22 protein-coding genes, 1 tRNA gene and 1 pseudogene are annotated in these 22,512 nt (G+C 41.4%); 15 read left to right on the top strand and 9 right to left on the bottom strand.

Annotation, left to right across the window (positions count from 1 at the left end; translation table 11 throughout):
- Nucleotides 1-297, bottom strand: coding sequence for a ribosome assembly RNA-binding protein YhbY (yhbY, locus tag NDQ71_RS05895; RefSeq protein ID WP_064666601.1), 297 nt, complete (start codon nucleotides 295-297; stop codon nucleotides 1-3).
- Between the two features lie 88 nt (nucleotides 298-385).
- On the opposite strand from yhbY, the gene rlmE reads away from it, so the two are divergent.
- The 7 genes from rlmE to NDQ71_RS05860 all read left to right on the top strand — a co-directional run bounded on the left by rlmE (nucleotide 386) and on the right by NDQ71_RS05860 (nucleotide 6,672).
- Nucleotides 386-1,015, top strand: coding sequence for a 23S rRNA (uridine(2552)-2'-O)-methyltransferase RlmE (gene rlmE / locus NDQ71_RS05890; protein ID WP_064666602.1), 630 nt, complete (start codon nucleotides 386-388; stop codon nucleotides 1,013-1,015).
- A 57-nt stretch (nucleotides 1,016-1,072) separates the two neighbouring features.
- Nucleotides 1,073-3,022: an ATP-dependent zinc metalloprotease FtsH gene (ftsH, locus tag NDQ71_RS05885; RefSeq protein WP_192543098.1), complete on the top strand. Its 1,950-nt coding sequence runs from the start codon at nucleotides 1,073-1,075 to the stop codon at nucleotides 3,020-3,022.
- A gap of 101 nt (nucleotides 3,023-3,123) precedes the next feature.
- Complete coding sequence (gene folP, locus NDQ71_RS05880; protein ID WP_192543099.1) at nucleotides 3,124-3,984, top strand: dihydropteroate synthase; 861 nt, start codon at nucleotides 3,124-3,126, stop codon at nucleotides 3,982-3,984.
- On the top strand, nucleotides 3,981-5,330 hold the full coding sequence (glmM, locus tag NDQ71_RS05875) for a phosphoglucosamine mutase (protein WP_064666605.1): 1,350 nt from the start codon (nucleotides 3,981-3,983) through the stop codon (nucleotides 5,328-5,330). Before folP ends, glmM begins: the two co-directional genes overlap by 4 nt.
- A gap of 72 nt (nucleotides 5,331-5,402) precedes the next feature.
- Nucleotides 5,403-6,152 (top strand): triose-phosphate isomerase, encoded by a 750-nt coding sequence (gene tpiA / locus NDQ71_RS05870; RefSeq protein ID WP_064666606.1) that lies wholly within the window; start codon nucleotides 5,403-5,405, stop codon nucleotides 6,150-6,152.
- 1 nt (nucleotide 6,153) lies between these two features.
- Nucleotides 6,154-6,504 carry a preprotein translocase subunit SecG gene (gene secG, locus NDQ71_RS05865; protein ID WP_301562406.1) on the top strand — a complete coding sequence of 117 codons (351 nt, stop codon included), beginning with the start codon at nucleotides 6,154-6,156 and terminating at the stop codon, nucleotides 6,502-6,504.
- An 83-nt stretch (nucleotides 6,505-6,587) separates the two neighbouring features.
- A tRNA-Leu gene (locus tag NDQ71_RS05860) sits at nucleotides 6,588-6,672 on the top strand.
- Between the two features lie 94 nt (nucleotides 6,673-6,766).
- Here the strand turns inward: NDQ71_RS05860 and NDQ71_RS05855 are convergent.
- From NDQ71_RS05855 to NDQ71_RS05845, 3 genes are all read right to left on the bottom strand, one after another.
- Nucleotides 6,767-6,919, bottom strand: coding sequence for a hypothetical protein (locus NDQ71_RS05855; RefSeq protein ID WP_167542973.1), 153 nt, complete (start codon nucleotides 6,917-6,919; stop codon nucleotides 6,767-6,769).
- Complete coding sequence (locus tag NDQ71_RS05850; protein WP_192543101.1) at nucleotides 6,916-7,497, bottom strand: VOC family protein; 582 nt, start codon at nucleotides 7,495-7,497, stop codon at nucleotides 6,916-6,918. Before NDQ71_RS05850 ends, NDQ71_RS05855 begins: the two co-directional genes overlap by 4 nt.
- A 63-nt stretch (nucleotides 7,498-7,560) precedes the next feature.
- Nucleotides 7,561-7,761: a hypothetical protein gene (locus tag NDQ71_RS05845; RefSeq protein WP_301562405.1), complete on the bottom strand. Its 201-nt coding sequence runs from the start codon at nucleotides 7,759-7,761 to the stop codon at nucleotides 7,561-7,563.
- Nucleotides 7,762-8,154: 393 nt separating this feature from the next.
- Between NDQ71_RS05845 and NDQ71_RS05840 the strand changes: the two genes are divergently transcribed.
- Complete coding sequence (locus NDQ71_RS05840) at nucleotides 8,155-9,363, top strand: IS256 family transposase (protein WP_192543251.1); 1,209 nt, start codon at nucleotides 8,155-8,157, stop codon at nucleotides 9,361-9,363.
- A gap of 65 nt (nucleotides 9,364-9,428) precedes the next feature.
- Here the strand turns inward: NDQ71_RS05840 and NDQ71_RS05835 are convergent, their stop codons facing one another.
- Nucleotides 9,429-9,797 (bottom strand): hypothetical protein, encoded by a 369-nt coding sequence (locus NDQ71_RS05835; protein WP_301562404.1) that lies wholly within the window; start codon nucleotides 9,795-9,797, stop codon nucleotides 9,429-9,431.
- A gap of 95 nt (nucleotides 9,798-9,892) precedes the next feature.
- Between NDQ71_RS05835 and NDQ71_RS05830 the strand changes: the two genes are divergently transcribed.
- Nucleotides 9,893-10,429, top strand: a complete 537-nt coding sequence (locus NDQ71_RS05830; protein ID WP_301562403.1) for a GNAT family N-acetyltransferase — start codon at nucleotides 9,893-9,895, stop codon at nucleotides 10,427-10,429.
- Nucleotides 10,430-10,521: 92 nt separating this feature from the next.
- Entirely contained in the window at nucleotides 10,522-12,189 is a 1,668-nt protein-coding gene (gene ggt, locus NDQ71_RS05825) for a gamma-glutamyltransferase (protein WP_301562402.1), read from the top strand.
- Between the two features lie 259 nt (nucleotides 12,190-12,448).
- Here the strand turns inward: ggt and NDQ71_RS05820 are convergent, their stop codons facing one another.
- A complete protein-coding gene (locus NDQ71_RS05820; protein WP_301562401.1) occupies nucleotides 12,449-13,420 on the bottom strand; it encodes an integron integrase in 972 nt (323 codons plus the stop codon).
- Between the two features lie 241 nt (nucleotides 13,421-13,661).
- Between NDQ71_RS05820 and NDQ71_RS05815 the strand changes: the two genes are divergently transcribed.
- Nucleotides 13,662-14,267, top strand: a complete 606-nt coding sequence (locus NDQ71_RS05815; protein ID WP_192542988.1) for a DUF998 domain-containing protein — start codon at nucleotides 13,662-13,664, stop codon at nucleotides 14,265-14,267.
- A gap of 350 nt (nucleotides 14,268-14,617) precedes the next feature.
- On the opposite strand, the gene ltrA is transcribed toward NDQ71_RS05815, so the two are convergent.
- The gene (gene ltrA / locus NDQ71_RS05810) at nucleotides 14,618-15,973 is read right to left on the bottom strand and encodes a group II intron reverse transcriptase/maturase (RefSeq protein ID WP_301561782.1); all 1,356 of its coding nucleotides are present in this window, start codon (nucleotides 15,971-15,973) and stop codon (nucleotides 14,618-14,620) included.
- Nucleotides 15,974-16,653: 680 nt separating this feature from the next.
- Between ltrA and NDQ71_RS05805 the strand changes: the two are divergent.
- Both NDQ71_RS05805 and NDQ71_RS05800 read left to right on the top strand, forming a co-directional pair.
- A pseudogene (locus tag NDQ71_RS05805) lies at nucleotides 16,654-16,926 on the top strand (LysR family transcriptional regulator); the annotation flags it as partial.
- A gap of 94 nt (nucleotides 16,927-17,020) precedes the next feature.
- Complete coding sequence (locus tag NDQ71_RS05800) at nucleotides 17,021-18,025, top strand: transposase (protein ID WP_301562400.1); 1,005 nt, start codon at nucleotides 17,021-17,023, stop codon at nucleotides 18,023-18,025.
- 396 nt (nucleotides 18,026-18,421) lie between these two features.
- Here the strand turns inward: NDQ71_RS05800 and NDQ71_RS05795 are convergent, their stop codons facing one another.
- On the bottom strand, nucleotides 18,422-19,693 hold the full coding sequence (locus NDQ71_RS05795) for a mechanosensitive ion channel family protein (RefSeq protein ID WP_301562399.1): 1,272 nt from the start codon (nucleotides 19,691-19,693) through the stop codon (nucleotides 18,422-18,424).
- A gap of 470 nt (nucleotides 19,694-20,163) precedes the next feature.
- Here NDQ71_RS05795 and NDQ71_RS05790 point away from each other — a divergent pair, with 470 nt between their 5' ends.
- A complete protein-coding gene (locus tag NDQ71_RS05790; protein WP_301562655.1) occupies nucleotides 20,164-21,138 on the top strand; it encodes a transposase in 975 nt (324 codons plus the stop codon).
- A gap of 247 nt (nucleotides 21,139-21,385) precedes the next feature.
- Nucleotides 21,386-21,700, top strand: coding sequence for a hypothetical protein (locus NDQ71_RS05785; RefSeq protein ID WP_192542343.1), 315 nt, complete (start codon nucleotides 21,386-21,388; stop codon nucleotides 21,698-21,700).
- 440 nt (nucleotides 21,701-22,140) lie between these two features.
- On the opposite strand, the gene NDQ71_RS05780 is transcribed toward NDQ71_RS05785, so the two are convergent.
- A complete protein-coding gene (locus NDQ71_RS05780) occupies nucleotides 22,141-22,470 on the bottom strand; it encodes a translation initiation factor SUI1 (RefSeq protein ID WP_064667673.1) in 330 nt (109 codons plus the stop codon).
- Nucleotides 22,471-22,512: the final 42 nt, after the last annotated feature.

Here is a 22,512-nt window from a genome sequence, read left to right as displayed (position 1 = left end):
TTAATTACGTGGTAATTGAATTTTCTTTTCTTCACTTTGACGATAAAGCACAAGGGTGTGACCGATTGTCTGTAATTTCTCTGCACCGGTTTCACGGATAATAGCTTCAAAAATCAGGGCTTTAGTCTCACGATCATCAGTTGGCACTTTTACTTTGATAAGTTCGTGAATTTCTAAAGCGCTTTGAATTTCAACTAATACACCTTCTGTTAAACCGTTAGAACCTAGTAATACTACAGGTTTTAGAGAGTGTGCTTGACCTTTTAAAAACTGCTTTTGTTTGTTCGATAATTTCATGTTGTTACAAATTTTGCTGAATATGGCTTGAATTAAGGGTATTCTAACGCCATCTAGAGAATATTACTAATTAGTTGCGTGATAATTTATGACGAATAAAAAACTTTCGGCCAGTTCACAGCGATGGTTGAAGGAACATTTTGATGATCCTTATGTTCACGAGGCACAAAAGAAAGGTTGGCGTTCTCGTGCGATTTTTAAACTCGACGAGATCCAAAATAAAGATAAATTACTACGCCCAGCCATGACTGTGGTTGATTTGGGAGCTGCCCCGGGAAGCTGGTCACAGTATTTAGCAGAAAAAGTAGGTGATAAAGGGCAAGTTATTGCTTGTGATATATTACCTATGGATTCACTGGCTGGCGTTGATTTTTTACAAGGAGATTTCCGAGAAGAAGCTGTTTTAGATGCGTTATTAAATCGCATTGATGGTAAAAATGTTGATGTGGTGCTTTCAGATATGGCACCCAATATGAGTGGTAATAGCTCAGTTGACCAAGCTGGTAGTATGTATTTAGTGGAATTAGCATTAGATATGTGTAGCCAGGTTTTAAAGAAAAATGGTGCATTTGTGGTAAAAGTATTCCAAGGTGAAGGCTTTGATGAATTCTTAAAAACAGTGCGTGATAGCTTTAAAACTGTAAAAATCCGTAAACCCGACGCCTCACGTCCACGATCACGTGAAGTTTATATAGTAGCGACCGGCTACAAACTGTAGTACAGTTGTCAGGCGTTTAGTTGAATTTAAATTAATTGGATACAAGAGGTTAACCCCTTGAGCGATATGGCGAAAAATCTAATACTCTGGCTGGTCATTGCAGTAGTGCTAATGTCAGTGTTTCAGAGCTTTAATGGTGGCGATCAAGTAGATCGTCAAACTAGTTACAGTCAATTTGTAAAAGATGCTCGAAGTGGCGCTATACAAGAAGTGGCAATAGAAAGCACCAGTGGCACAATTACTGGTACTAAGACCAATGGCGAGCGTTTTCAAACGATCATGCCTATTTATGACAAAGACATTCTTAATGACTTATTAAAAAGTGATGTGAATGTCAAAGGTGTTAAGCCTGAAGAGCAATCTTTCTTAGCGAGCATCTTAATTTCATGGTTCCCAATGTTATTACTGATTGGGGTATGGATTTTCTTCATGCGTCAAATGCAAGGCGGCGGTGGCAAAGGTGCTATGTCGTTTGGTAAAAGTAAAGCACGCTTAATGAGCGAAGACCAAATTAAAACCACGTTTGCTGATGTTGCCGGTTGTGACGAAGCAAAAGAAGATGTGACAGAGCTGGTGGATTTCTTACGTGATCCGTCAAAGTTCCAAAAACTCGGTGGTAGTATTCCTAAAGGCGTACTAATGGTAGGCCCTCCAGGTACGGGTAAAACCTTGCTTGCTAAAGCGGTTGCAGGTGAAGCGAAAGTGCCGTTTTTTACTATCTCAGGTTCTGATTTTGTAGAAATGTTTGTCGGTGTTGGTGCATCGCGTGTTCGTGATATGTTTGAACAAGCGAAAAAAGCAGCGCCGTGTATCATCTTTATCGATGAGATTGATGCTGTTGGTCGCAAACGTGGCGCTGGTATGGGTGGTGGTCACGATGAGCGTGAGCAAACACTTAACCAAATGCTTGTTGAGATGGATGGTTTTGAAGGTAACGAAGGGATTATCGTCATTGCTGCGACTAACCGTCCAGATGTACTTGATCCTGCGCTACTTCGTCCTGGTCGTTTTGACCGTCAAGTTGTGGTTGGTTTACCAGATATTCGTGGCCGTGAGCAGATCCTAAAAGTACACATGCGTAAAGTACCATTAGGTGACAACGTTGAAGCGTCAGTTATTGCGCGTGGTACACCTGGTTTCTCTGGTGCTGATTTAGCAAACTTAGTCAACGAAGCTGCACTTTATGCCGCACGTGGTAATAAACGTGTTGTTAGCATGGCTGAATTTGATGCCGCTAAAGATAAAATCATGATGGGCGCAGAGCGCAAGACCATGGTGATGAGCGAGAAAGAAAAAGAAATGACTGCGTACCACGAAGCGGGTCACGCAATCGTGGGTCGTATCGTGCCTGAGCATGATCCTGTTTATAAAGTATCTATTATTCCACGCGGCCGTGCCCTTGGTGTGACTATGTACTTACCTGAACAAGACCGTGTTAGCCACTCTAAAGAGCTACTGGAATCAATGATTTCAAGCTTATATGGTGGTCGTATCGCTGAAGCACTTATTTATGGTGAAGATAAAGTGACTACAGGTGCAAGTAACGATATTGAACGCGCAACAGATATTGCCCGTAAAATGGTTACTCAGTGGGGTCTAAGTGAGAAGTTAGGTCCACTAATGTACACTGAAGATCAAAATGAGATGTACATGGGTGGCGGCGGTGGCCGTGCTATGAGCATGTCAGATGAAACAGCCAAAGTAATTGATGCAGAAGTTCGTTCGTTATCAGATCGTAACTATCAACGTGCTGAGCAAATCTTAAAAGATCATATTGATATTTTGCATTCAATGAAAGATGCATTAATGAAATATGAAACAATTGATGCAAAGCAAATTGATGACTTAATGGCACGTCAGCCTGTGCGCGAACCGCGCGATGCGCATGACCGTCGTGATAATACGGATAAACCGGCTTCTGCTGAGACAAAAGCAGAGCCAGTTGCTGAAAAAGACGACAAACCAGCACAAAAAGATGAAACAAATCTTGATGACAAAGCTGAATAACCGTTAAAATAGCACTATCAAAAGCCCCGATTGTCGGGGCTTTTTTGTAGTTTTGAATTAAACTATTAATATCAATGCAATGGATGTATTGAAGGTGATAGATGACCACAGTTGATTTACCTAGAGGTCGCAGTTTACACCTCGACACCCCAGTGATAATGGGGATTTTGAATGTCACTCCAGATTCTTTCTCAGACGGCGGACGCTACTATCAAACAGACAGCGCTGTCATAAAAGCCCAAGCCTTATTAGCCGATGGCGCTACGATACTCGATATTGGTGGTGAATCGACACGTCCAGGTGCGCCTGATGTAAGCCTGGAGGATGAATTAGCCAGAGTTATACCGGCAATTGAGGCTATTCGTGCTCACACCGATAGTGCCGTGAATGAATGCATCATTTCGATTGATACCAGTAAAAGTGAAGTAATGCGCCAAGCGATTTTAGCTGGGGCTGACATCGTAAATGATGTGCGTGCCTTACAAGAAGCCAATGCGCTAGCAACGGTTGCGCAGTTTCCAGACGTTGCAGTGTGCTTAATGCACATGCAAGGTCAACCGCGCACCATGCAAAGCGATCCTCAGTATGATGATTTATTTGATGATATAAATCTGTTTTTCACGCAGCGGATCAAGGCGTGCGAAACAGCGGGGATTCAGCGTCAGCGACTTATTCTAGACCCCGGATTTGGCTTTGGTAAAACCCTTAGTCACAATTTTCAAATACTGGCGCGGTTTAATGAATTTAACCACTTTGGTTTACCTGTTTTGGCAGGACTCTCGCGCAAGTCAATGCTTGGCAACTTATTAAATAGACAAACAAACGAACGCCTTGCAGGTAGTTTAGCTGGGGCATTAATTGCAGCGCAAAACGGCGCAAAGATTATTCGTGTACATGATGTAAAAGAAACCGCAGATGTGCTTGGCGTATGGCAAGCCTGCGAACAAGGAATTAAAAAATGAATGAAAGAAAATATTTTGGCACCGATGGTGTGCGTGGCATGGTGGGTGAATACCCAATTACTCCTGAATTTGCGCTTAAGTTAGGCTGGGCGGCAGGTAAGGTGTTATCAAAAAATGGCACTAAAAAAGTCATCATTGGTAAAGATACCCGTATTTCAGGTTATATGTTAGAAACCTCGCTTGAGGCAGGCTTAATTGCCGCTGGCATCGATGTGGTGTTACTTGGCCCAATGCCAACCCCCGCCGTTGCGTACCTAACGCAAACGTTTCGCGCCGAAGCGGGTATAGTGATCAGCGCCTCTCATAATCCATATCACGATAACGGCATCAAGTTTTTTTGCGGACGAGGCTTAAAACTGGCTGATGAAGTAGAATTACAAATTGAAGCGATGCTTGATGAACCGATGACCTGTGTTGCGTCAGATAAGCTAGGTAAAGCCCGCCGTTTAGAAAGCGCAGATGGCCGTTATATTGAGTTTTGTAAAAGCCAGTTTCCGCAAGGTTTGTCCTTAGAAGGCTTAAAAATTGTTTTAGATTGTGCCAATGGTGCAACCTATCATATTGCGCCATCAGTGATGCGCGAGCTTGGCGCTGAGATTATTTGCCATGCTTGCGAGCCCAATGGTGTCAATATAAATCTTGAATGTGGTGCAACCCATGTTGATGCATTAAAACGCAAAGTATTAGAGCATAATGCGGATGTAGGTATTGCCTACGACGGTGATGGCGACCGCGTAATGATGGTCGATCATAATGGCCGTGTATTTGATGGCGACGATATTGTTTACATTATTGCCTGCCAAGCAGCTAATGATGACATGCTAGGCGGTGGCGTTGTCGGCACTGTGATGTCAAATATGGGGCTTGAAAATGCACTCAAAACTAAAGGTATTGAGTTTGCCCGCAGTAAAGTGGGTGACCGCTATGTAATGGAATTACTGCAAGAGAAAGGCTGGAAAATCGGTGGTGAAAGTTCAGGCCATGTATTGAATCTTGACTTGATCAGCACCGGCGACGGTATTATCTCAAGCTTGCAAGTACTTGCTGCAATGGTTGCACAAAACCGCACACTCAAAGATTTAGGTGCGGGTTTTGTTAAATACCCAATGAAGATGATTAATGTACGCTACAAAGCGGGCACCGATCCAACGCAAGCGCCAGAAGTGATTGCAGCCGTTGCTAACGTTGAAGAGCAACTTGCTGGTAAAGGCCGTGTATTATTACGTAAATCTGGCACTGAGCCGGTTGTGCGTGTCATGGTCGAAGCCGAAGAAGAGAAAGTAGTGCTTGATAGTGCACAAAAAATTGCCGCAGTTGTTGAATCTATGAGCAAACAAACTGATTAAGAACAATAACCTCTTGTAACTTTGGGCGAGTCGAGTTACTATCTCGCCCGCTTTCTAATGTGGAGTGGAAAAATGGCAATACGCAAGCCAATGGTCGCAGGCAATTGGAAAATGAACGGCTCAAAGGAGTTAGTTCAGCAATTATCTGACGCAATCAACAACGTAAAATCAGCAGAGATAGACGTTGTGGTGTTTCCACCTTACCCATTGTTATCTATGCTAATCGCAACAGGTGTAACAACAGGGGCACAGACGGTTTCTGAAAATGAACCGGGTGCATTTACTGGTGAAGTTGATGCACAATTGATTAAAGATTTAGGTGGCGAATATACCTTAGTTGGCCATTCTGAACGCCGCAGTATTTATGGCGAAAGCAATGACACTGTTGCTGCTAAGTTTGCTCGCGCACAACAAGTAGGTTTAACGCCTATTTTATGTGTTGGTGAAAGTGAACAACAGCGAGAGCAAGGTCAAACTGAATTAGTGGTTGCTGCACAAATTGATGCAGTAATTGATAAATTAGGTCTAGCAGCACTGAAAGATTCTGTGATAGCATACGAGCCCGTTTGGGCCATTGGCACAGGTAAGACTGCATCGCCTGAACAAGCACAACATGTGCACAAATTTATCCGTGATAAAATTGCTGCCATAAGCAGTGATTTAGCACAAGGGCTGACCATTCTTTACGGTGGCAGCGTAAATGAAAAAAATAGCGAATTATTATTTGCACAACCAGATATAGACGGCGGGCTTATTGGTGGCGCTAGTCTAAAAGCAGATTTATTTACTGCAATCTGTGAAAGTGCAAAAGGGACCGTATAAGATGTACGAAATTTTATTAGTAGTTTATTTAGTTGTCGCCTTAGCGCTTGTTGGTATGGTTTTAATTCAACAAGGTAAAGGCGCAGATATGGGTTCATCATTTGGTGCTGGCGCGTCTGGAACTGTATTCGGTTCATCAGGTGCAGGTAACTTTATGACTAAGACAACGACAATCTTAGCCAGTGTTTTCTTTGTGCTAAGTATTGTATTAGGTAACTTAACCGCAGGTCAGTTCAAAAAGACTGACGAGTGGGAAAACCTAGAAGCAGCTCCAGCAGTTGAAACTGTTGCTCCTGCAGCTGATGATGTTCCAGTAACATCAACGAAAGAGGAATCTGACGTACCTAATTAATACTTTTCTAAGTATTGTTAAACGATTTACTATTCCTCAAGTAAATCATTGAGTTTAACACCTAAAGCGAAAGCTTTAACAATGCGGTTGTGGTGGAATTGGTAGACACGCTACCTTGAGGGGGTAGTGCTTTCGGGCGTGGGGGTTCAAGTCCCCCCAACCGCACCATATTAGAAAAGCCAGTAACAGCGATGTTACTGGCTTTTTGCTTTTTTATAAATTATTACTTTCAGTTGGCTCATAGTTTAAGTGCCCGCTATTTTTATAATGAACCACCCATACCAATGCTTGGGTTTACATAAACAGGGCCCACTTTAAAAGGGGCGCTAACATTTAGGCTAGCGTAAGGGCTGCACGAAGCTAACAACAGTGTCATAGCGCTTACGCTGGCTATTTTTATCAATCGTTTTTTCATTTTAGAGTCTCCTGAATTACTAAACCAGCGCCCGCTGGATCACGAATTATTGCAACAGTACCGTTACGCACTGCATCATCAGGGGCCATCAGCACTTGCCCTCCTGCAGCGGTTACTTTTAATATAGTTGCATCCACATCGGCTACCTTAATGTAGTTAACCCACGTATTGCCTATTTCAGCATCCGGTTTTTTGACAAACCCAAAAGCAGGGCTATTGTTGATTTTTAAGAACGAATAGTTAGTGCCAAACAGGGTTTTTTGTGCCGTACTATAACCTGCAAGTTGTTGGTAAAAGGCGCTGCTGGCAGCGGGATCACCGCTCCAGACTTCTTGCCAGATCCAGCTATTATTATTTACTGTTAGGGCTGGATCGCCATTGATTGTATTTATCACTGAGAATAAAGCACCTTGTGGGTCTTCTAATACTGCAACCTCGCCACGTCCTTCAATGGTTGTTTTAGCAATCAATGTTTTACCACCAGCGGAATTTGTGGCTTTGACCACGCCATCAACATCAGCGACAGACACCAGCGCTAACCAATGGCTATTATTTTGACTGTTATCAAGCTCAGCCATACCGGCAATAATTTGGCCATTGCTGCTGACTAACAGATAGTCTTCGTTAACTGCTTGAAATTGCTAATCAAAGACCGCTTTGTAAAAAGCTTGGGATTGTTTTAGATCCGGTGTAACTAAGTCATGCCAAACAACATGTCCTAGCTGTTTAGTACCACTATCGCTGATAGCGGGTAAGCTGATTTGCGTAAGCTGACAGCCAGTTAAAGCAGCAGCTAACGCGCCGCTTAACAGCAAAGGTTTTAAAAATTGTTTAATAGCCAAGGTGATACTCCTTTCATTTATATTTCCAGCAGAGTAATAATCTCTACACAATCTCAATAGTCATTTATATTTATTGAGGCGGTTTATATTGCCAATCTTTGCAAATAATTCAACGCTTAAAGAATAGTCTATAAATCACAAAGTAAGCGGTAGTTTTAAAAATTTAGTTTGCTTTATTTGGATGCAATAAGCATATGTTCAATAAACACTGCTTTGGTTTATTCCAGCTGGGTGGAAAGTGTTTGTGTTTTTTAACTTGAAAGGGAAGTGTGTGGGTAACAAATAATGTTTATTTATGATCAAAATAGGCTGCCTACAAGAGGATGTAACTAATTTTGTGTAAATGCCTATCATAATTTACTCTATCAAGAGTTTAAGGATTAGGCGATGAACATGAATAAAGAAGAACTTGAAGCGTTTGCAAAAGAAGCAGCTAAAAGCATTAAAACACCTGACGATTTAAATCAATTTAGTCAGATGTTAAAAAAGATAACCGTTGAAGCCGCACTTAATGCAGAAATGGATGAACATTTAGGCTATCAAAAACACAGTAAATCCACGAGCAGTAATAGCCGAAACGGTAAAACAAGTAAGCGTATCAAGACAGAAGACGGTGAGTTTGAGCTTGATACGCCCCGCGACCGTGAAGGCTCTTTTGAGCCGCAGCTTGTTAAAAAGCATCAATCTCGATTCACCTCAATGGATAATAAAATTTTATGGCTGTATGCCCAAGGAATGAGCACACGCGATATCGTGAATGCTTTTCATGAGTGGTATGGCGCTGATATCTCTCCCACATTGGTGTCACGTGTTACCAGTGCTGTTATGGAGCAGGTCACTGAATGGCAATCTCGCCCCCTGGATGCGATTTATCCTATTGTTTATTTGGATTGCCTGGTTGTAAAAATACGCCAAGATAAGCGCGTTATCAAAAAGTCTATTTACCTTGCTTTAGGTATTAATATTGACGGCCATAAAGAATTGCTTGGCATGTGGATTTCAGAAAATGAAGGGGCTAAGTTTTGGTTGAGCGTGCTCACCGAATTAAGCCAACGGGGCGTTGAAGATATCTTAATCGCGTGCGTAGATGGCCTGAAGGGATTTCCTGATGCAATTAATACTGCTTACCCGCAAACTCATGTTCAATTGTGTATAGTGCATATGGTTCGCAACTCATTGAAATATGTCTCATGGAAAGATTATAAAGCCGTGACGGCTGATTTGAAGCTGATTTACCGCTCGTCGACAGAAGAGGAGGCGTTGCTGGAGTTGGAGCGATTTGCAGAGAAATGGGACAATCAATATCCTCAAATAGCAAAGTCATGGCGTGCGAATTGGGACAATTTAAACACGTTATTTAATTATCCGGATGCAATACGAAAAGCCATTTATACAACGAATGCCATTGAGTCACTCAACAGCGTTATTCGCCGAGCGATTAAAAAGCGTAAGATATTTCCAAATGACGACTCTGCGAGAAAAATGATTTATTTGGCAATAAAAGAGGCATCGAAAAAATGGACGATGCCAATTCGTGACTGGCGAAATGCAATGAGTCGTTTTATCATTGAATTTGAGGAACGACTCAGCAAGCATATTTAAAATGTAAAACGGGCAGTTACACAGAATCCGTTACAGGCTCGCCTACAATAGGCAGCCTATTGAAATTAGTTATTACTTTCTTTTTCACGTTCTTCACGTGCAGCTTGTAATTCGTCAACGAGCTGTTGCGCTTTTTGCTTGGTTTTCTCTGTTAATTCACCAGCGGCTTCTTTACTTTCCAGCCAAGCATCAAGGGCAACTTCTTTGCCATCGTCGTACATATCAAGGCCTAGTTTTTTACTTTCTTGCAGTAGCTCATCAAGAGACTCACCTTTAAACTCATTGGTGGTTTCTTTAACTTCGTCCCATGCATCACCTAATGCTTGTTGAGCTTCAGCTTTGGCTTCTGCTGCATCTTCTTTTACTTCTTTGGCATCTTCACAACCTGTTAGCGCTACACAGCCTAATAAAACTAAACTTGCTAATTTGTTCATATTTGTTCCCTTGTATAATAATTATGTCCCAAGGAATATTTCCTCTGGTACAGTATTGATGACAATCTCAAAACAAGCAATATACAGGCTGGAAAATGAACATACCTCGAACAGCACGACTTAATTTTAAATTAATGGATGAAAATGACGGCGCATTATTATTTGATCTGGACAATGACCCTGCGGTCATGGAGCACCTCACGCGGGGCAAGGTAAGCACCATGAACACCATCAAAGAAGTATTTATTCCGAGAATGCAAGCTTATCGAAACCCGCAGCAAGGATGGGGGTTATGGCAAGTTAACCTTAACGAAAGTGATACTTTTATCGGCTGGATCCTCATTCGACCCATGGGCTTTTTTACAGAGCAAGCTGATTATAGCGATATCGAAATAGGCTGGCGCTTTAAACGAACAAGTTGGGGTAAAGGTTACGCCAGTGAAGCCGCGCAAGCCGTAGCCGATGTGATCACCGCTAATGCTGATATCAAGGCACTCAGCGCCACTGCACTAAAAGACAATAACGGCTCGATTAAAGTGATGAAAAGGCTGGGTATGCAATTTGTTGAACACTATACCCATAGCGACGAGTTCGGCGAGTTACCGGCTGTGTTATACCGTAAATCTGTCTGATCAAACGCAGAGTCGTTTGACCCATGTTCACAGAGCGTGTATCAATGGGTGTAATAAAGTAATTAAAGAATAGAGTTTATAAGGAATTTAATATGTTGTCAGGCATTAAGTATTTACTGATTTTCAGTATGGTCGTTATGCAATTACAAATAACGGTATTAGCGGCAGATAAAACCGCGCAAGCCGCTGTTGCCATGCCTGATAGTTATAGTAGTGATACAGCCAGAGCTATTTTAGAGCAAGGCGGAAATGCGGTTGATGCAGCAATTGCAGCCCAATTTGTGTTAGCGGTTACCTTGCCTGAAGCGGGGAACATTGGCGGTGGTGGCTTTATGCTGATCCAAAAAGACGGGCAAGGTGATTTTATTGATTACCGCGAAACAGCCCCAGCTGCCGCGCATCGCGATATGTACTTGGATGACAAAGGCAATGTGGTTGCCAATAAATCGGTATACGGCATTCACGCCAGTGGTGTACCCGGTAGTGTGGCTGGCATGTGGCTTGCTCATCAAAAACACGGCACACTTGATTGGAAAACCCTTGTTGAACCTGCAGTAAAGTTAGCCGAGCAGGGTTTTATTGTTCATCCTAAATTAGCCAGCAGTATTGAACGTTACATTACCCGCATGGCTAAAAAAGACGTAACAATTAACTTTGCTGATTATTTTGCCAGCGCTAAAGCGAAGCAAAACTTTAAGCAACCTGAGCTTGCAGCCACGTTAAAACGAATTCGCGAGCAAGGTAAGGCAGGATTTTATGAAGGCGAAACTGCCAAGATCATTGCCGACTTTATGGCTGAACATGGCGGCATCATCACGCAAGCTGATTTAAAAGCCTATCAAGCAAAATCACGTACTCCCATGAAAGCGGCTTGGAACGGTTACCAAGTGCTTACATCACCACCACCAAGCTCAGGCGGTATTGCAATAATTCAATGGTTAAAAATGTACGAGCTGACTAAACCCAAAGCAGGGCTTGAGCATAACTCCACTCCATATATTCATTTATTAGCAGAAATTGGCAAACGCGTATTTGCTGATAGAGCAGAGTACTTAGGCGATCCAGACTTTTATGATGTGCCAAAGAGCGAACTAATCGCCATGGATTATCTTAAACAGCGCAGTAGCAGCATCACACTCGATAAAATATCGACGACTGAAAACATCAAACCTGGGTTACATGAAAGCGAACAAACCACGCATTTTTCTATAGTTGATAAATGGGGCAATGCAGTATCGAATACCACCACCATTAATTTAGGTTATGGCAGCGGTGTAGTGGTCGCAGGCGCAGGCTTTTTGCTCAACGATGAAATGGATGACTTTAGTGCCAAACCAGGGGTGATGAATGTGTTTGGCGCGCTCGGTGGTAAAGCCAATGAAATCCAGCCGCATAAACGTATGCTTAGCTCAATGACGCCAACCATTTTACTCAAAGACAATAAAGTGAAAATGGTCACCGGCTCACCAGGTGGTACCACCATTATTAGTTCTGTGTATGAATCTATTTTAAATGCTGTGGAATTTAATATGACCGCAGAGCAGGTCGTGAATAGCCCGCGTTTTCACCATCAACTTTGGCCTAAAAATGTGATCCGCCATCATCCAGGTTTAGATACAGGCGTTGTTAAAGCACTAGAGAAAATGGGTTATACACTCGACGAGCGCCGTTTTGGTGATATGCATGTGATCATCGAACGTGATGGCAAACTAGATGCCGGCTCAGAAGCGTCAGGGCGCGGTAAAGCGATGGTGTTTTGATCGCAGCTTTAAGTGGTTAGGCGTAAGCTGTAAGTTTGCACGGTGTTAAATTAAGCGGTTGTAGTTGGGTTGAGCATAGCCAAGCCCAGCTACAAAAAGGTTTTAGGGGCTAGGTAACTAGGTGTTAGGGGAGTGACTCGTAGGCGCGAGTTTACCTCGCGCAGTACGCAGTTTAATGTAATTGGATGTTAGTGAGCGACTGGCCATTCTACAAAGCGGACGTTCCGCTAACGCATTTTCCGCCTCATAGTAATGTTAACTAGAAAATTTTGCTTAATGGGCTTACAACACCGCTCGCTCCCTGCTGCAAAACATGCGTATATATTTGTGTTGTTTTGACATCAGAATGGCCAAGCTGAGCTTGAACTGTTCTGATATCGGCGCCACTTTGCAATAGATGCGTTGCAAATGAATGACGCAAGGTATGCGGTGTTATAATTTTTGTTAATCCCGATTTCTGAACGGCTTTCTTTACTTCTTTTCTTATACACGAGTGATGAAAATGATGTCGCCTTATCTCCCCACTTTGAGGATCTGTACTTAATATATGAGAGGGAAATAAATACTGCCACGCAAGTGATTTTGCGGCGCAAGGATATTTTTTTGTTAAAGCATATGGCATCCATACGCCAGCATAATCGGTATTCTTTAAATCAAGTTTTAAATAGTCATCAACGTGCAAAATTTGATTTCTCAGCATAGGAATTAGCTCTGTGGCTAGCGTTACAATACGGTGTTTATTACCTTTGCCATTCCATACTTGAATGCATTTATAATCAAAATCAATATCTTTCACTCTTAATTGCACCGCTTCCATTACTCTTAAACCACTACCATACATAAGGCCTGCAATAAGATAATAGCGCTTATTCAAATGAGTCATAAGCAGCTTAACTTCTTCTGGCGTCATAACTACAGGTAGTTTTGCTTGTTTCTTACTGCGGGCAAAATTTAAGTTTAACGACAGTTCATTTTTTATTATATGCTTGTATAAAAATGACAATGAATTGAGTGCTGTGGCTTGCGTTCGTGGTGCAACATTTTGCTTTAACACTAAGTGTTCTAGATAGCGTTCGACTTCATTGTCTCCCATTGAGGCGGGGTGGCGCTTATCATGAAAATGGATATAAGATGCAATCCACCTCAGGTACGTGTCCACGGTACGTAATGAATACTGACGTACCAATATATAATCAGCGATATAATTTAAAAATGGGGAGCGCGTTTTCATGTCATCACCAATACAAAATGCTGTATAAATATACAGTGTAGTTGTGATGCTCACATATTCAAGAAAATGAGCGGCGAGCGCATTTTCTCTTTTATTGAGAGTTTGAGTGCTAATAAAAAAATATATATAGCAATGTGTTAAGTTATTTGGTAAAAATGATTTATAAAATACATGAGCGTATCGTTGGCAGAAAGATCCGCCCTTCGCGCACTATAAAATTGTTAGCCGAAAAGGATACCCAGTGAATTTTTTTACAAAAGCTTCAGTAAAGCAGGCGCACCTGATTTGGATCGCTTCGATTATCAACATTGGCCTTGGCTTTGTTATCCCTGGGTTTGATGTTTTTGCCAAGAGCATCAGTCATGTCGCACTTGAAGCGCCTGTATTTGCATATACTCACAGGATTGCTGATATCATGATCGGAATCTCCATGTGCTTTTTTGCCATTGGAATACAGCTGACCTCACCCAGTCGCATTTCTTTTTCCATGGCATCTGTTTTATTGCTTGGTCTTAGCATGATCAGTGCGGGAATTTGGACGTTAGAGACACCCCTGCACTTGCTCTACAACCTGTCAATCTTCATGATTATCGCACCTCTTTCGTTTTCACTTGAGTTCAAAAACATCATCAAGTCGCCTTCGTTTGAACTTTTTTCAGCAGCAGTGTCGTTTCTGCATGTGTTCATGTTTTGGCTGATTTATGCTGGCTTCATCCCGTCAGAAATTAATGGGTTGGTACAGCGTATGTGGGCCATCCCAACAATGGGTTGGTTCGGTATTGCTGCTTACATGCTAGGTTCGCGTCAGTTTTCGGCTAACAATTCAATGCACGCGACAAGCGCGTGATTGAGGCGTTAGGTGTATTGGGTTATTTGCGTAAAGTTTATTATTTGATTCACGTTTAGTGCATCAATTACGTATTCTAAAACGTCATTAAGTTTTGTGATTATCGCACGTATATTATTGTTTCGCGGTGTTACATAAAATTGAGCAAAGCAGTTTATTTAACTTTCTGGTGCGTTAATTTCTCAGTTTTTACTGCAAAATTTCGTGCAAGACTTTGCCAATTACTTTATTGTGGTTTGGTAAGTTTAGGTGGCATAAACTCTAATCAGTTCAAACACCTAATCGGGTAGCCGGAGGTCTCTAACCTCCAGCCCCCACACCACCCATCATGCGGGTCCGCAATGGGCGGTTCATCTCCCGTAATGAATGTTGATCCAAATATCCCTCAATGACACTAAACCTTGTGAAGCTAAGTAGTTATTGCCTAGCGCAATGTTAATACCTTTTGTTTTTGAGCTTCTACAAGGGCCTTTACTGGTGATACCACAGGCTATGGCGAGTCGTTCGCTAACACCCAATTTCATTAAACTGCGTACTTTGGTGCGAGGTTTACGCCATTGCCGCCAGTAGCACATTCTTATCCTACGTCGGATCCAATGATCTAAATCCACCGTTAGCTGATAAGCGTTGGCTATCAGGTAGTAGTGTCCCCAGCCGCGCAAATACTGCGTGAGTTTATGAATTTGTAGGGTCATTGAGATCCCCCAGTTGCGGTTAGTGAGTTCCCTGACATTTGCTTTGAATTTCTTTAGCGCCTGTTCGTGGATCTGCACTTGACCGTAACGGAATGTGAACCCGAGAAATTTTGAGCCTGATACTGGACCCACTCGACTTTTCGATTCGTTCACTTTGAGCTTTAATCGCTTAGTGATGAACGCAGTAATTTCCCGCTGGATTATTAATCCTTCGCTTTTCGTTTTTACTAAAATGATTATGTCATCAGCGTAACGTGCAAACTTAAGGTGTTTGTAGGTTAGCTTCTTATCTAATTCATCGAGTAAGATGTTGGAAAGCAAAGGGGATAATGGCCCACCTTGAGGGACTCCTTTGGTTGACTCAAACCACAGACCTGTTTCGCGCTCTGCGATCCCCGCTCGTAAGTATTTACCGAGTAGGCGCATGAGTGCTTTGTCTTTGATTTTACGGCTAACACGATTCATCAGCATGTCATGATCTACTTCATCAAAGAACTTAGACAAGTCGATATCAACCGCTGTTTTATAACCTTGTTTAACACAAGACTGAACATGGTTCACTGCTTGACTGGCTCTTTTATGAGGGCGATAACCATAACTATGTGGTGAAAATTGAGGCTCAAAGTAAGGGCTGATCACTTGAGCAATGGCTTGTTGGATCACTCTGTCGATAACAGCAGGGATCCCAAGCATTCGCTCACCGCCATCAGGTTTGGGTATCATCACGCGTTTGACTGGCAAGGGTTGATAAGTGCCGTTAAGTAATTGTTGTTTAATACCCAGCCAATGTAACTTAGCGAAGTCATTAAATTCCTCAATACTCATATTATCAATACCCGCAGCCCCTTTATTGCGCTTAACATGTTGCCATGCTGCGCTAATATTGTGGTTGCTTAGTACCTTTGCCATAAGGTCATGATCTATTTGGTTATATTCATTCGAGGTATTATTCACAGTCGAACGCTGTTCATCACTATCACAACACGGTGATCTATGTGAATTCAAGTTCATTTGTAGTGTCTCCTCTGGTTAAGATGTTCAGGCCTTCACCGTGTCCCCTCCATTACGATGGGCGTTTGGCTACTATGCCGTCTGCTGACTTCTGATAAATCACTCTAGCGATTACTCGATAAAGCGCGTCTAAAACTAACGCTTGTTTACTGCTATTTCGCTCGCTGTAGGTCGCAGCAACCAAAGCGCCAAGGGTTGAACAACCAGTCCCTAACTGGTAATCTCCAAGCGTTAGCGCGGATGCGTGTTTATCAGATCTCCCCGAATAAGATGCATCGACTTTCTCTGCACAACTGCATCATTTACGGTGGCCGTTAGATCACATGACTTCGCTATCTTGTGCTAGCTCGTCTCCAGCCTACGCCTCATATGATGTTTTTGTTCATCAGCTCACAGATTTGCTAGCGGCTTCCTTCAGACTATCTCTCGCGATTTAGCCCTTGCCATTCGCTAGTAGTTATCGTTTAATAACAGTATGTTATTTAAACGGTGATCTTCCTACAGAGGACTTTCACCTCATAAGTCAATGCCCATGTCGGGCGTACACAAATCGTTCCAGCCGACCGCCTACGCGGCGGCTGAACTAAGGCGTTATTCCATGTTGAGAATTGGAGGGCAAAGTATGTTGATGCTTAGCTGTTTAAGCAATGTTGGTAAGCGTAGAGCTTTATGGGTACAATTTGAAACAACACTTTATTGTTTTAGATACAATTATGAATGGTATTAATAGGCTCGATATTAAACAGCTCAGGGTACTAAATGCCTTGCTTGATTTAAAAAGCTTGTCGCAGGTTGCACGTAAAATGGGCTTAACCCAGCAAGCAATTAGCGAGCAACTGCGTAAACTACGTGACTTATTTGACGATCGTTTGTTTATTCGCCAAGGAAATAGCATGGTGCCAACGCCTAAAGCGTTATCTATGCAGCAACCTATTAGCCATATTTTAAAGCAGAAAAATAGGACAGGCACATTTCTTTGCAAATTTTTTGCAAAATCCATAGTATCAACCACTGTTGTTATATACAGTTTGACTGGAGTTGATATGTATGACCCGGGCAAGAAAAAAGCTTATTGATTTAGCGTCCACACCTTATTATCACTTAATCTCACGATGCGTTAGGCGAGCGTTTTTGTGTGGTGACGATAAATACACAGGTAAAAACTTTGATCATCGTCGGGAGTGGTTAGTAGAGCGAATAAAGTTTTTAAGTAGTGTATTTGCCATAGAAATAGCAGCCTACGCGATTATGAGCAATCACTACCATCTTGTTGTGAACGTTAATCGGCGTCAAGCACTTGATTGGTCTGATGATGAAGTAATTAACCGTTGGTATCAGCTTTATAATGGCCATGTTTTGGTTGATCGCTACTTAAATGGAGAGCAGTTAGATAAGGTAAGTTTACTCTTTTTCAACGAGATCATCGCTAAATGGCGAGAAAGACTGTATGACATAAGCTGGTATATGAAAAACCTCAATGAATACATTGCCCGCGAAGCCAATAAAGAAGATAACTGCAAGGGCAAGTACTGGGAAGGGCGCTATAAATCACAAGCATTATTAGATGAAACCGCAGTGCTTAGTTGCATGGCCTACGTTGATTTGAATCCTATCAGAGCAAACATAGCCGATACGCTTGAAGACAGTGATTTTACCTCAATTCAAGAGCGTATAGCGCATTTCAAAGCCTTCACTATGGACAAAGTTAAAGTGGATCAGCCTATCAAACAAAAAGATAATATTCAGTATGAAAGCCAGCCATCTCAGCTAAAACCATTTGGTGGCAACCATATCAAAAACACGATCCCTTTTGCCTTACTTGATTACATTGAATTAGTTGATTGGAGTGGTCGTCACATAGATCCAAAGAAAAAAGGGCATATCAAGAACGCTGTACCAAAAATGCTACTCACTTTAAATATAGAAGAAGCGCAATGGCTTGAATCAATAATGCGATTTAGGCAGCAGTACTCAAATTTCGCAGGCAGCAAACAACGGTTAAAACAACAAGCTGCCAACAACGATGTGAAATGGTACAAAGGCGCAGGCTGATAGAAGAGTTGCAGCTTCCTTAAGTAGTTGATGAAAAATTAAATCTCTAAACTATATTTGTTGGCTAAACTCCCTTCCAAGCTACTCAATTCTTCAGTTTGTTATAAGTTAGTGTTTAAAAAACACTGGTAAGGTGGCCTATAACGATACAGTTGTTAGTTTATTTGACAAAATATATGCCTGTCCTTTTTCTTCGTTTTGGAATATCAAAAGCTAGGTGTGGATTGCCGGACGCTTACGCTGCATGGCATCCACGTACCAGTGAAAGCCCAATTCATCGCTGGATACTGGAGCAATTAAAAGTAATTTGAAGTGTGAATAAATTTTAGCGAGCAACACTCGTTTTATAGTGTTACTCGCTAATATAAGGAGCTAACGATAAAGTAAGCCGTAATTTTAGAGCTTACCTATCGACAAAGATCGCACATCGTTACCTGTTGGCGACTCATGTGCTTTAAGGTAAAACACCGGTAAAATAGCCAGTATATGGTCAAAAATATCAGCTTGAATACCTTCGTACTCTGCCCACACTGTGGTGTTGGTAAAGGTGTAAATCTCGATAGGTAAGCCTTTATTAGTTGGCTCTAATTGCCTTACCATTAGGGTCATATTTTGATGGATTTTAGGGTGTTGTTTTAACAGTTCTATTAAATAATGCCTAAAGGTACCGACGTTAGTTAAGCGGCGGCCATTAAGTAGGCAACTCATATCTTTGCTAGCGTTTTCGGCGCTAATAGATGATATTGTGGTATCTATATATTTGGTTAGTAAATTTGCTTTTCTAAGCTCAGTGAGCTCTTGTTCATTTAAAAAGCGCACACTGTTCATTTCTAAATGAATACTACGTTTTATTCTACGACCGCCCGATTCCGACATGCCGCGCCAGTTTTTGAATGAATCAGAAATAAGCGCATACGTAGGTATTGTAGTGATGGTTTTATCCCAGTTTCTTACCTTTACCGTGGTAAGTGCAATGTCAATTACATCGCCATCAGCGCCATACTTGGGCATTTCTAGCCAATCACCTACCGCTAACATATTATTAGCAGAGAGCTGAATACCTGCCACTAAACCTAAAATAGCATCCTTAAACACCAACAGCATAACGGCTGATAACGCACCTAAACCACTTAATAAAATTAATGGTGATTTATTCATTAATACCGACACAGCTAAAATACCGGTTAATACACTGGCAATTAACTTAATGGTTTGAAATAACCCTCGTATCGGGAAGTGGGCTCTGACTGCGCGCCTATCAGAAATAACCTGAAAAATATCGAGCAACGAAAACAGTGATAGTAAAGAGAAGAGAATGATCCATTGGTCGGTAACCATTTCAATAATATGTAAAAAGCTACTCCCTTCGGGGATCCAAAGCCTAGCTTGAATAACGACAACCGCACCTTGAATTACAAAAGAGATATGTTTTGCAAGTTTAAATGCTAAATCGGCGGGAGTTTTTGCATCAGGCTGAACAATTCTTTCGCTAAAGCGACCTTTAAGAAAGTGCTTAGCTGAGTTTCTGATAATTAAATGTAAAATTATGGCAAAAATGGCGAGCCAGCAAAGTACTAAAATGTCGTACCATAAAAGAGGGTTGGCGGGTAAATATTGGCCAAACCACCCCAGTAAATACTCACGTAGTTCAGCTCTTATATCTGTCATTTAATCTCCGTTTACATCATAAAGTTATTTATTCCAAGGTTATTTAAGCAGAAGGCGTACTTAAAGTCTATCTTCACTCGGTGCCGATAGATTTTAACTATAAACAGTTCGTTTTATTTTTCAGCAAGTTGTTCACTTAACTCGGCAAAAAAAACCAAAGGGTCAAAACCAAAGGGTCAAATCTTGACTTCAGACATTTATAGTCTAGATTTATTGTGTGTTGGTCATTGAGTTAATTATTATGTCTAGGCCGCTGCGAATAGAGTATGAGAATGCGTTTTATCATGTAATGAATCGTGGAAGGGGACGTGAGAATACCTTTTTGAGCGATGACGACTTTAAGTATTTTTTATATTGCATTGAGCAAGCAAGCCTTCGCTTTAATATTGGGTCAAAACCAAAGGGTCAAATCTTGACTTCAGACATTTATAGTCTAGATTTATTGTGTGTTGGTCATTGAGTTAATTATTATGTCTAGGCCGCTGCGAATAGAGTATGAGAATGCGTTTTATCATGTAATGAATCGTGGAAGGGGACGTGAGAATACCTTTTTGAGCGATGACGACTTTAAGTATTTTTTATATTGCATTGAGCAAGCAAGCCTTCGCTTTAATATTGAAGTGCATTCATATTGTTTAATGACCAATCACTACCATCTGCTAATCAAAACCCCTGATGCTAATTTAGGTCGAGCCATGAAGCATATTAATGGTCTTTATACTCAATACTTTAATAGATCACATAACACAGATGGTGCCCTGTTTAGAGGGCGCTACAAAGCGGTGCTGGTGGATGCTGATAACTACTTATTACATGTTAGTCGGTATATTCATCGTAACCCAATTGAAACGAACACACCGTTGGTAGAAGACCTTGCTAAGTATAAATGGTCTAGCTATCCCGCTTTCATTAAAAGGGGAGCGACGCCTAAATGGCTCGTTCGAGACTTTATATTTTCGCTGCAAGGCAAAAAGCGTAAATATGAGGCTTATAAGCAATTTGTTGAATTTGAAAACAATAAAGAAATAAGCGCTTTTTATAGTGCTAAAAAGTTATTGTCGGTTTTAGGTTGTGAGGACTTTATTGAAAACATAAAGGAACATATTACAACATCAGATAGTGAAAGAAAGCTGATTAGTAAAAAGCATTCAGCAGATGATGTTATTGCTTACTTAGCTAAACATTTTAGTGTTGAAGTAGATGGCATTATAACGGTTAAAAAGGGGCGAAAAGAGAAAAACTTACCACGCTGGTTTGCTATAAAATTATGTCAAGATTTAACGGGGTTAAATTTACAGGCATTAGCAGATGTTTTTAATGTTAAACATTATTCGGCGATATCAAAAACTGTCGGTAGATTGAATGAATTAATGATTGAAGATAAAAAGGTTAAATTACAATTGGAAAAACTTCGAGAGTGTTTGATATCTGAAGTCAAGATTTGACCCTTTTTTGAAGTCAAGATTTGACCCTTTTTTGGACCTTTTTGACCCTTCAATATAGGCGACTTCATTGAATTCTTTATGTGTATCAAGTCCGATAAAAAGTATGCTATGTTTATTCATGTTAGCCTCTGCTGTTTAGTTAATTGACAAACTAATTATGGCTCTGGCTTTGAATTAAGCTAACCCACGAAAAGCGGAGGCTAACACCGTGTGGGAGTCATTATGTCTATAAGTTTAAGGGGGATTCATGCGTTACATTTTGGTTTTAGTTTTTCTTTTCATAACGAGTGGCAAAGCACTTGCCGAACAGTCAGTCACAATTTTTGTAAAGGAAACCAGCTATTCAATAAACACCTCGGATGAAAAGCTGAACTCAGCAGAATTGGAAAGCAAGCTGAAACAACTTAAGTTTTCATTGGTAACGTTAGACGTTGATTATTGTGCGGGCCCAGTTATGGTTGCTGAGGTTTATGTAGCAATTGCAAATGCAAACCCTTCAGTTAAAGACGTGCACCTAAAAGCAAGTGGCAGCCATGAACAAAGCAAATGTAAATTCGTATAATCGGGTAGCCGGAGGTCTCCTCCAGCCCCCACACCAACCATATGTGCTTTTTATTAATAGTAAGTGCAATGGGCGGTTCATCTCCAGTAATGAATATTGCTCCAAATATCCCTCAATGACACTAAACCTTGTGAAGCTAAGTAGTCATTGCCTACAGATCCAGTGTTCTAAATCTCCCGTTAGCTGATAAGCGTTGGCTGTTAGGTAATAGTATTTCAACCGAGTAAATACATCTGGATTTAGAATCTGTATTACTCTAAAGCGCAGCACCTCTTAACTTCTTTGTGAATAATTCAATTAAAGATCTTTTGCACAAAGAGAAGAGAATGAGAAGTAAATGAGGATGAACTTGAAGGCTAATATTGATACGTGAAAATACGATGCATTTCAGATTGTCATGAACAACTCATTTTATATCACTAAACCGCAGAAGCCGGGGTTTAGCCGCCGGCAATTTTTACTTTGAATTTCAGAGCTTCTAGGATGGCTTTGAGTTTTTCGCGGTCGTCGCCTTGTACTTCGATGATGCCGTCTTTTACTGCGCCGCCTTGGCCCATTTTGCTTTTAATGGTTTTGGCGAGCTTTTTTAAGTCGTGTTGTTCGCTGTCAATACCCGTTACTAGCATCACGCCTTTACCTTTACGGCCTTTGGTTTGGCGTTCAATGCGCAGGGCGCCGTCTTTAAATACCTTACCTGCCACTTCTTTGCTGGGCTTTGGTTGGCTGATACGGCCTGTTTCGGTTGAATAAACTAAATTACTATCACTCATGCTTAACCTGCGTTGAAAAAGTTAAATAACAATGGCAGTTAT

Origin of the sequence: Pseudoalteromonas sp. KG3 (assembly GCF_030436385.1) — a bacterium.
In the GTDB taxonomy this organism is placed as follows: Bacteria; Pseudomonadota; Gammaproteobacteria; order Enterobacterales; family Alteromonadaceae; genus Pseudoalteromonas; species Pseudoalteromonas prydzensis.
Note: the sequence above shows the minus strand (reverse complement) of the source record. Positions and strands in the feature narration are given on the sequence as shown.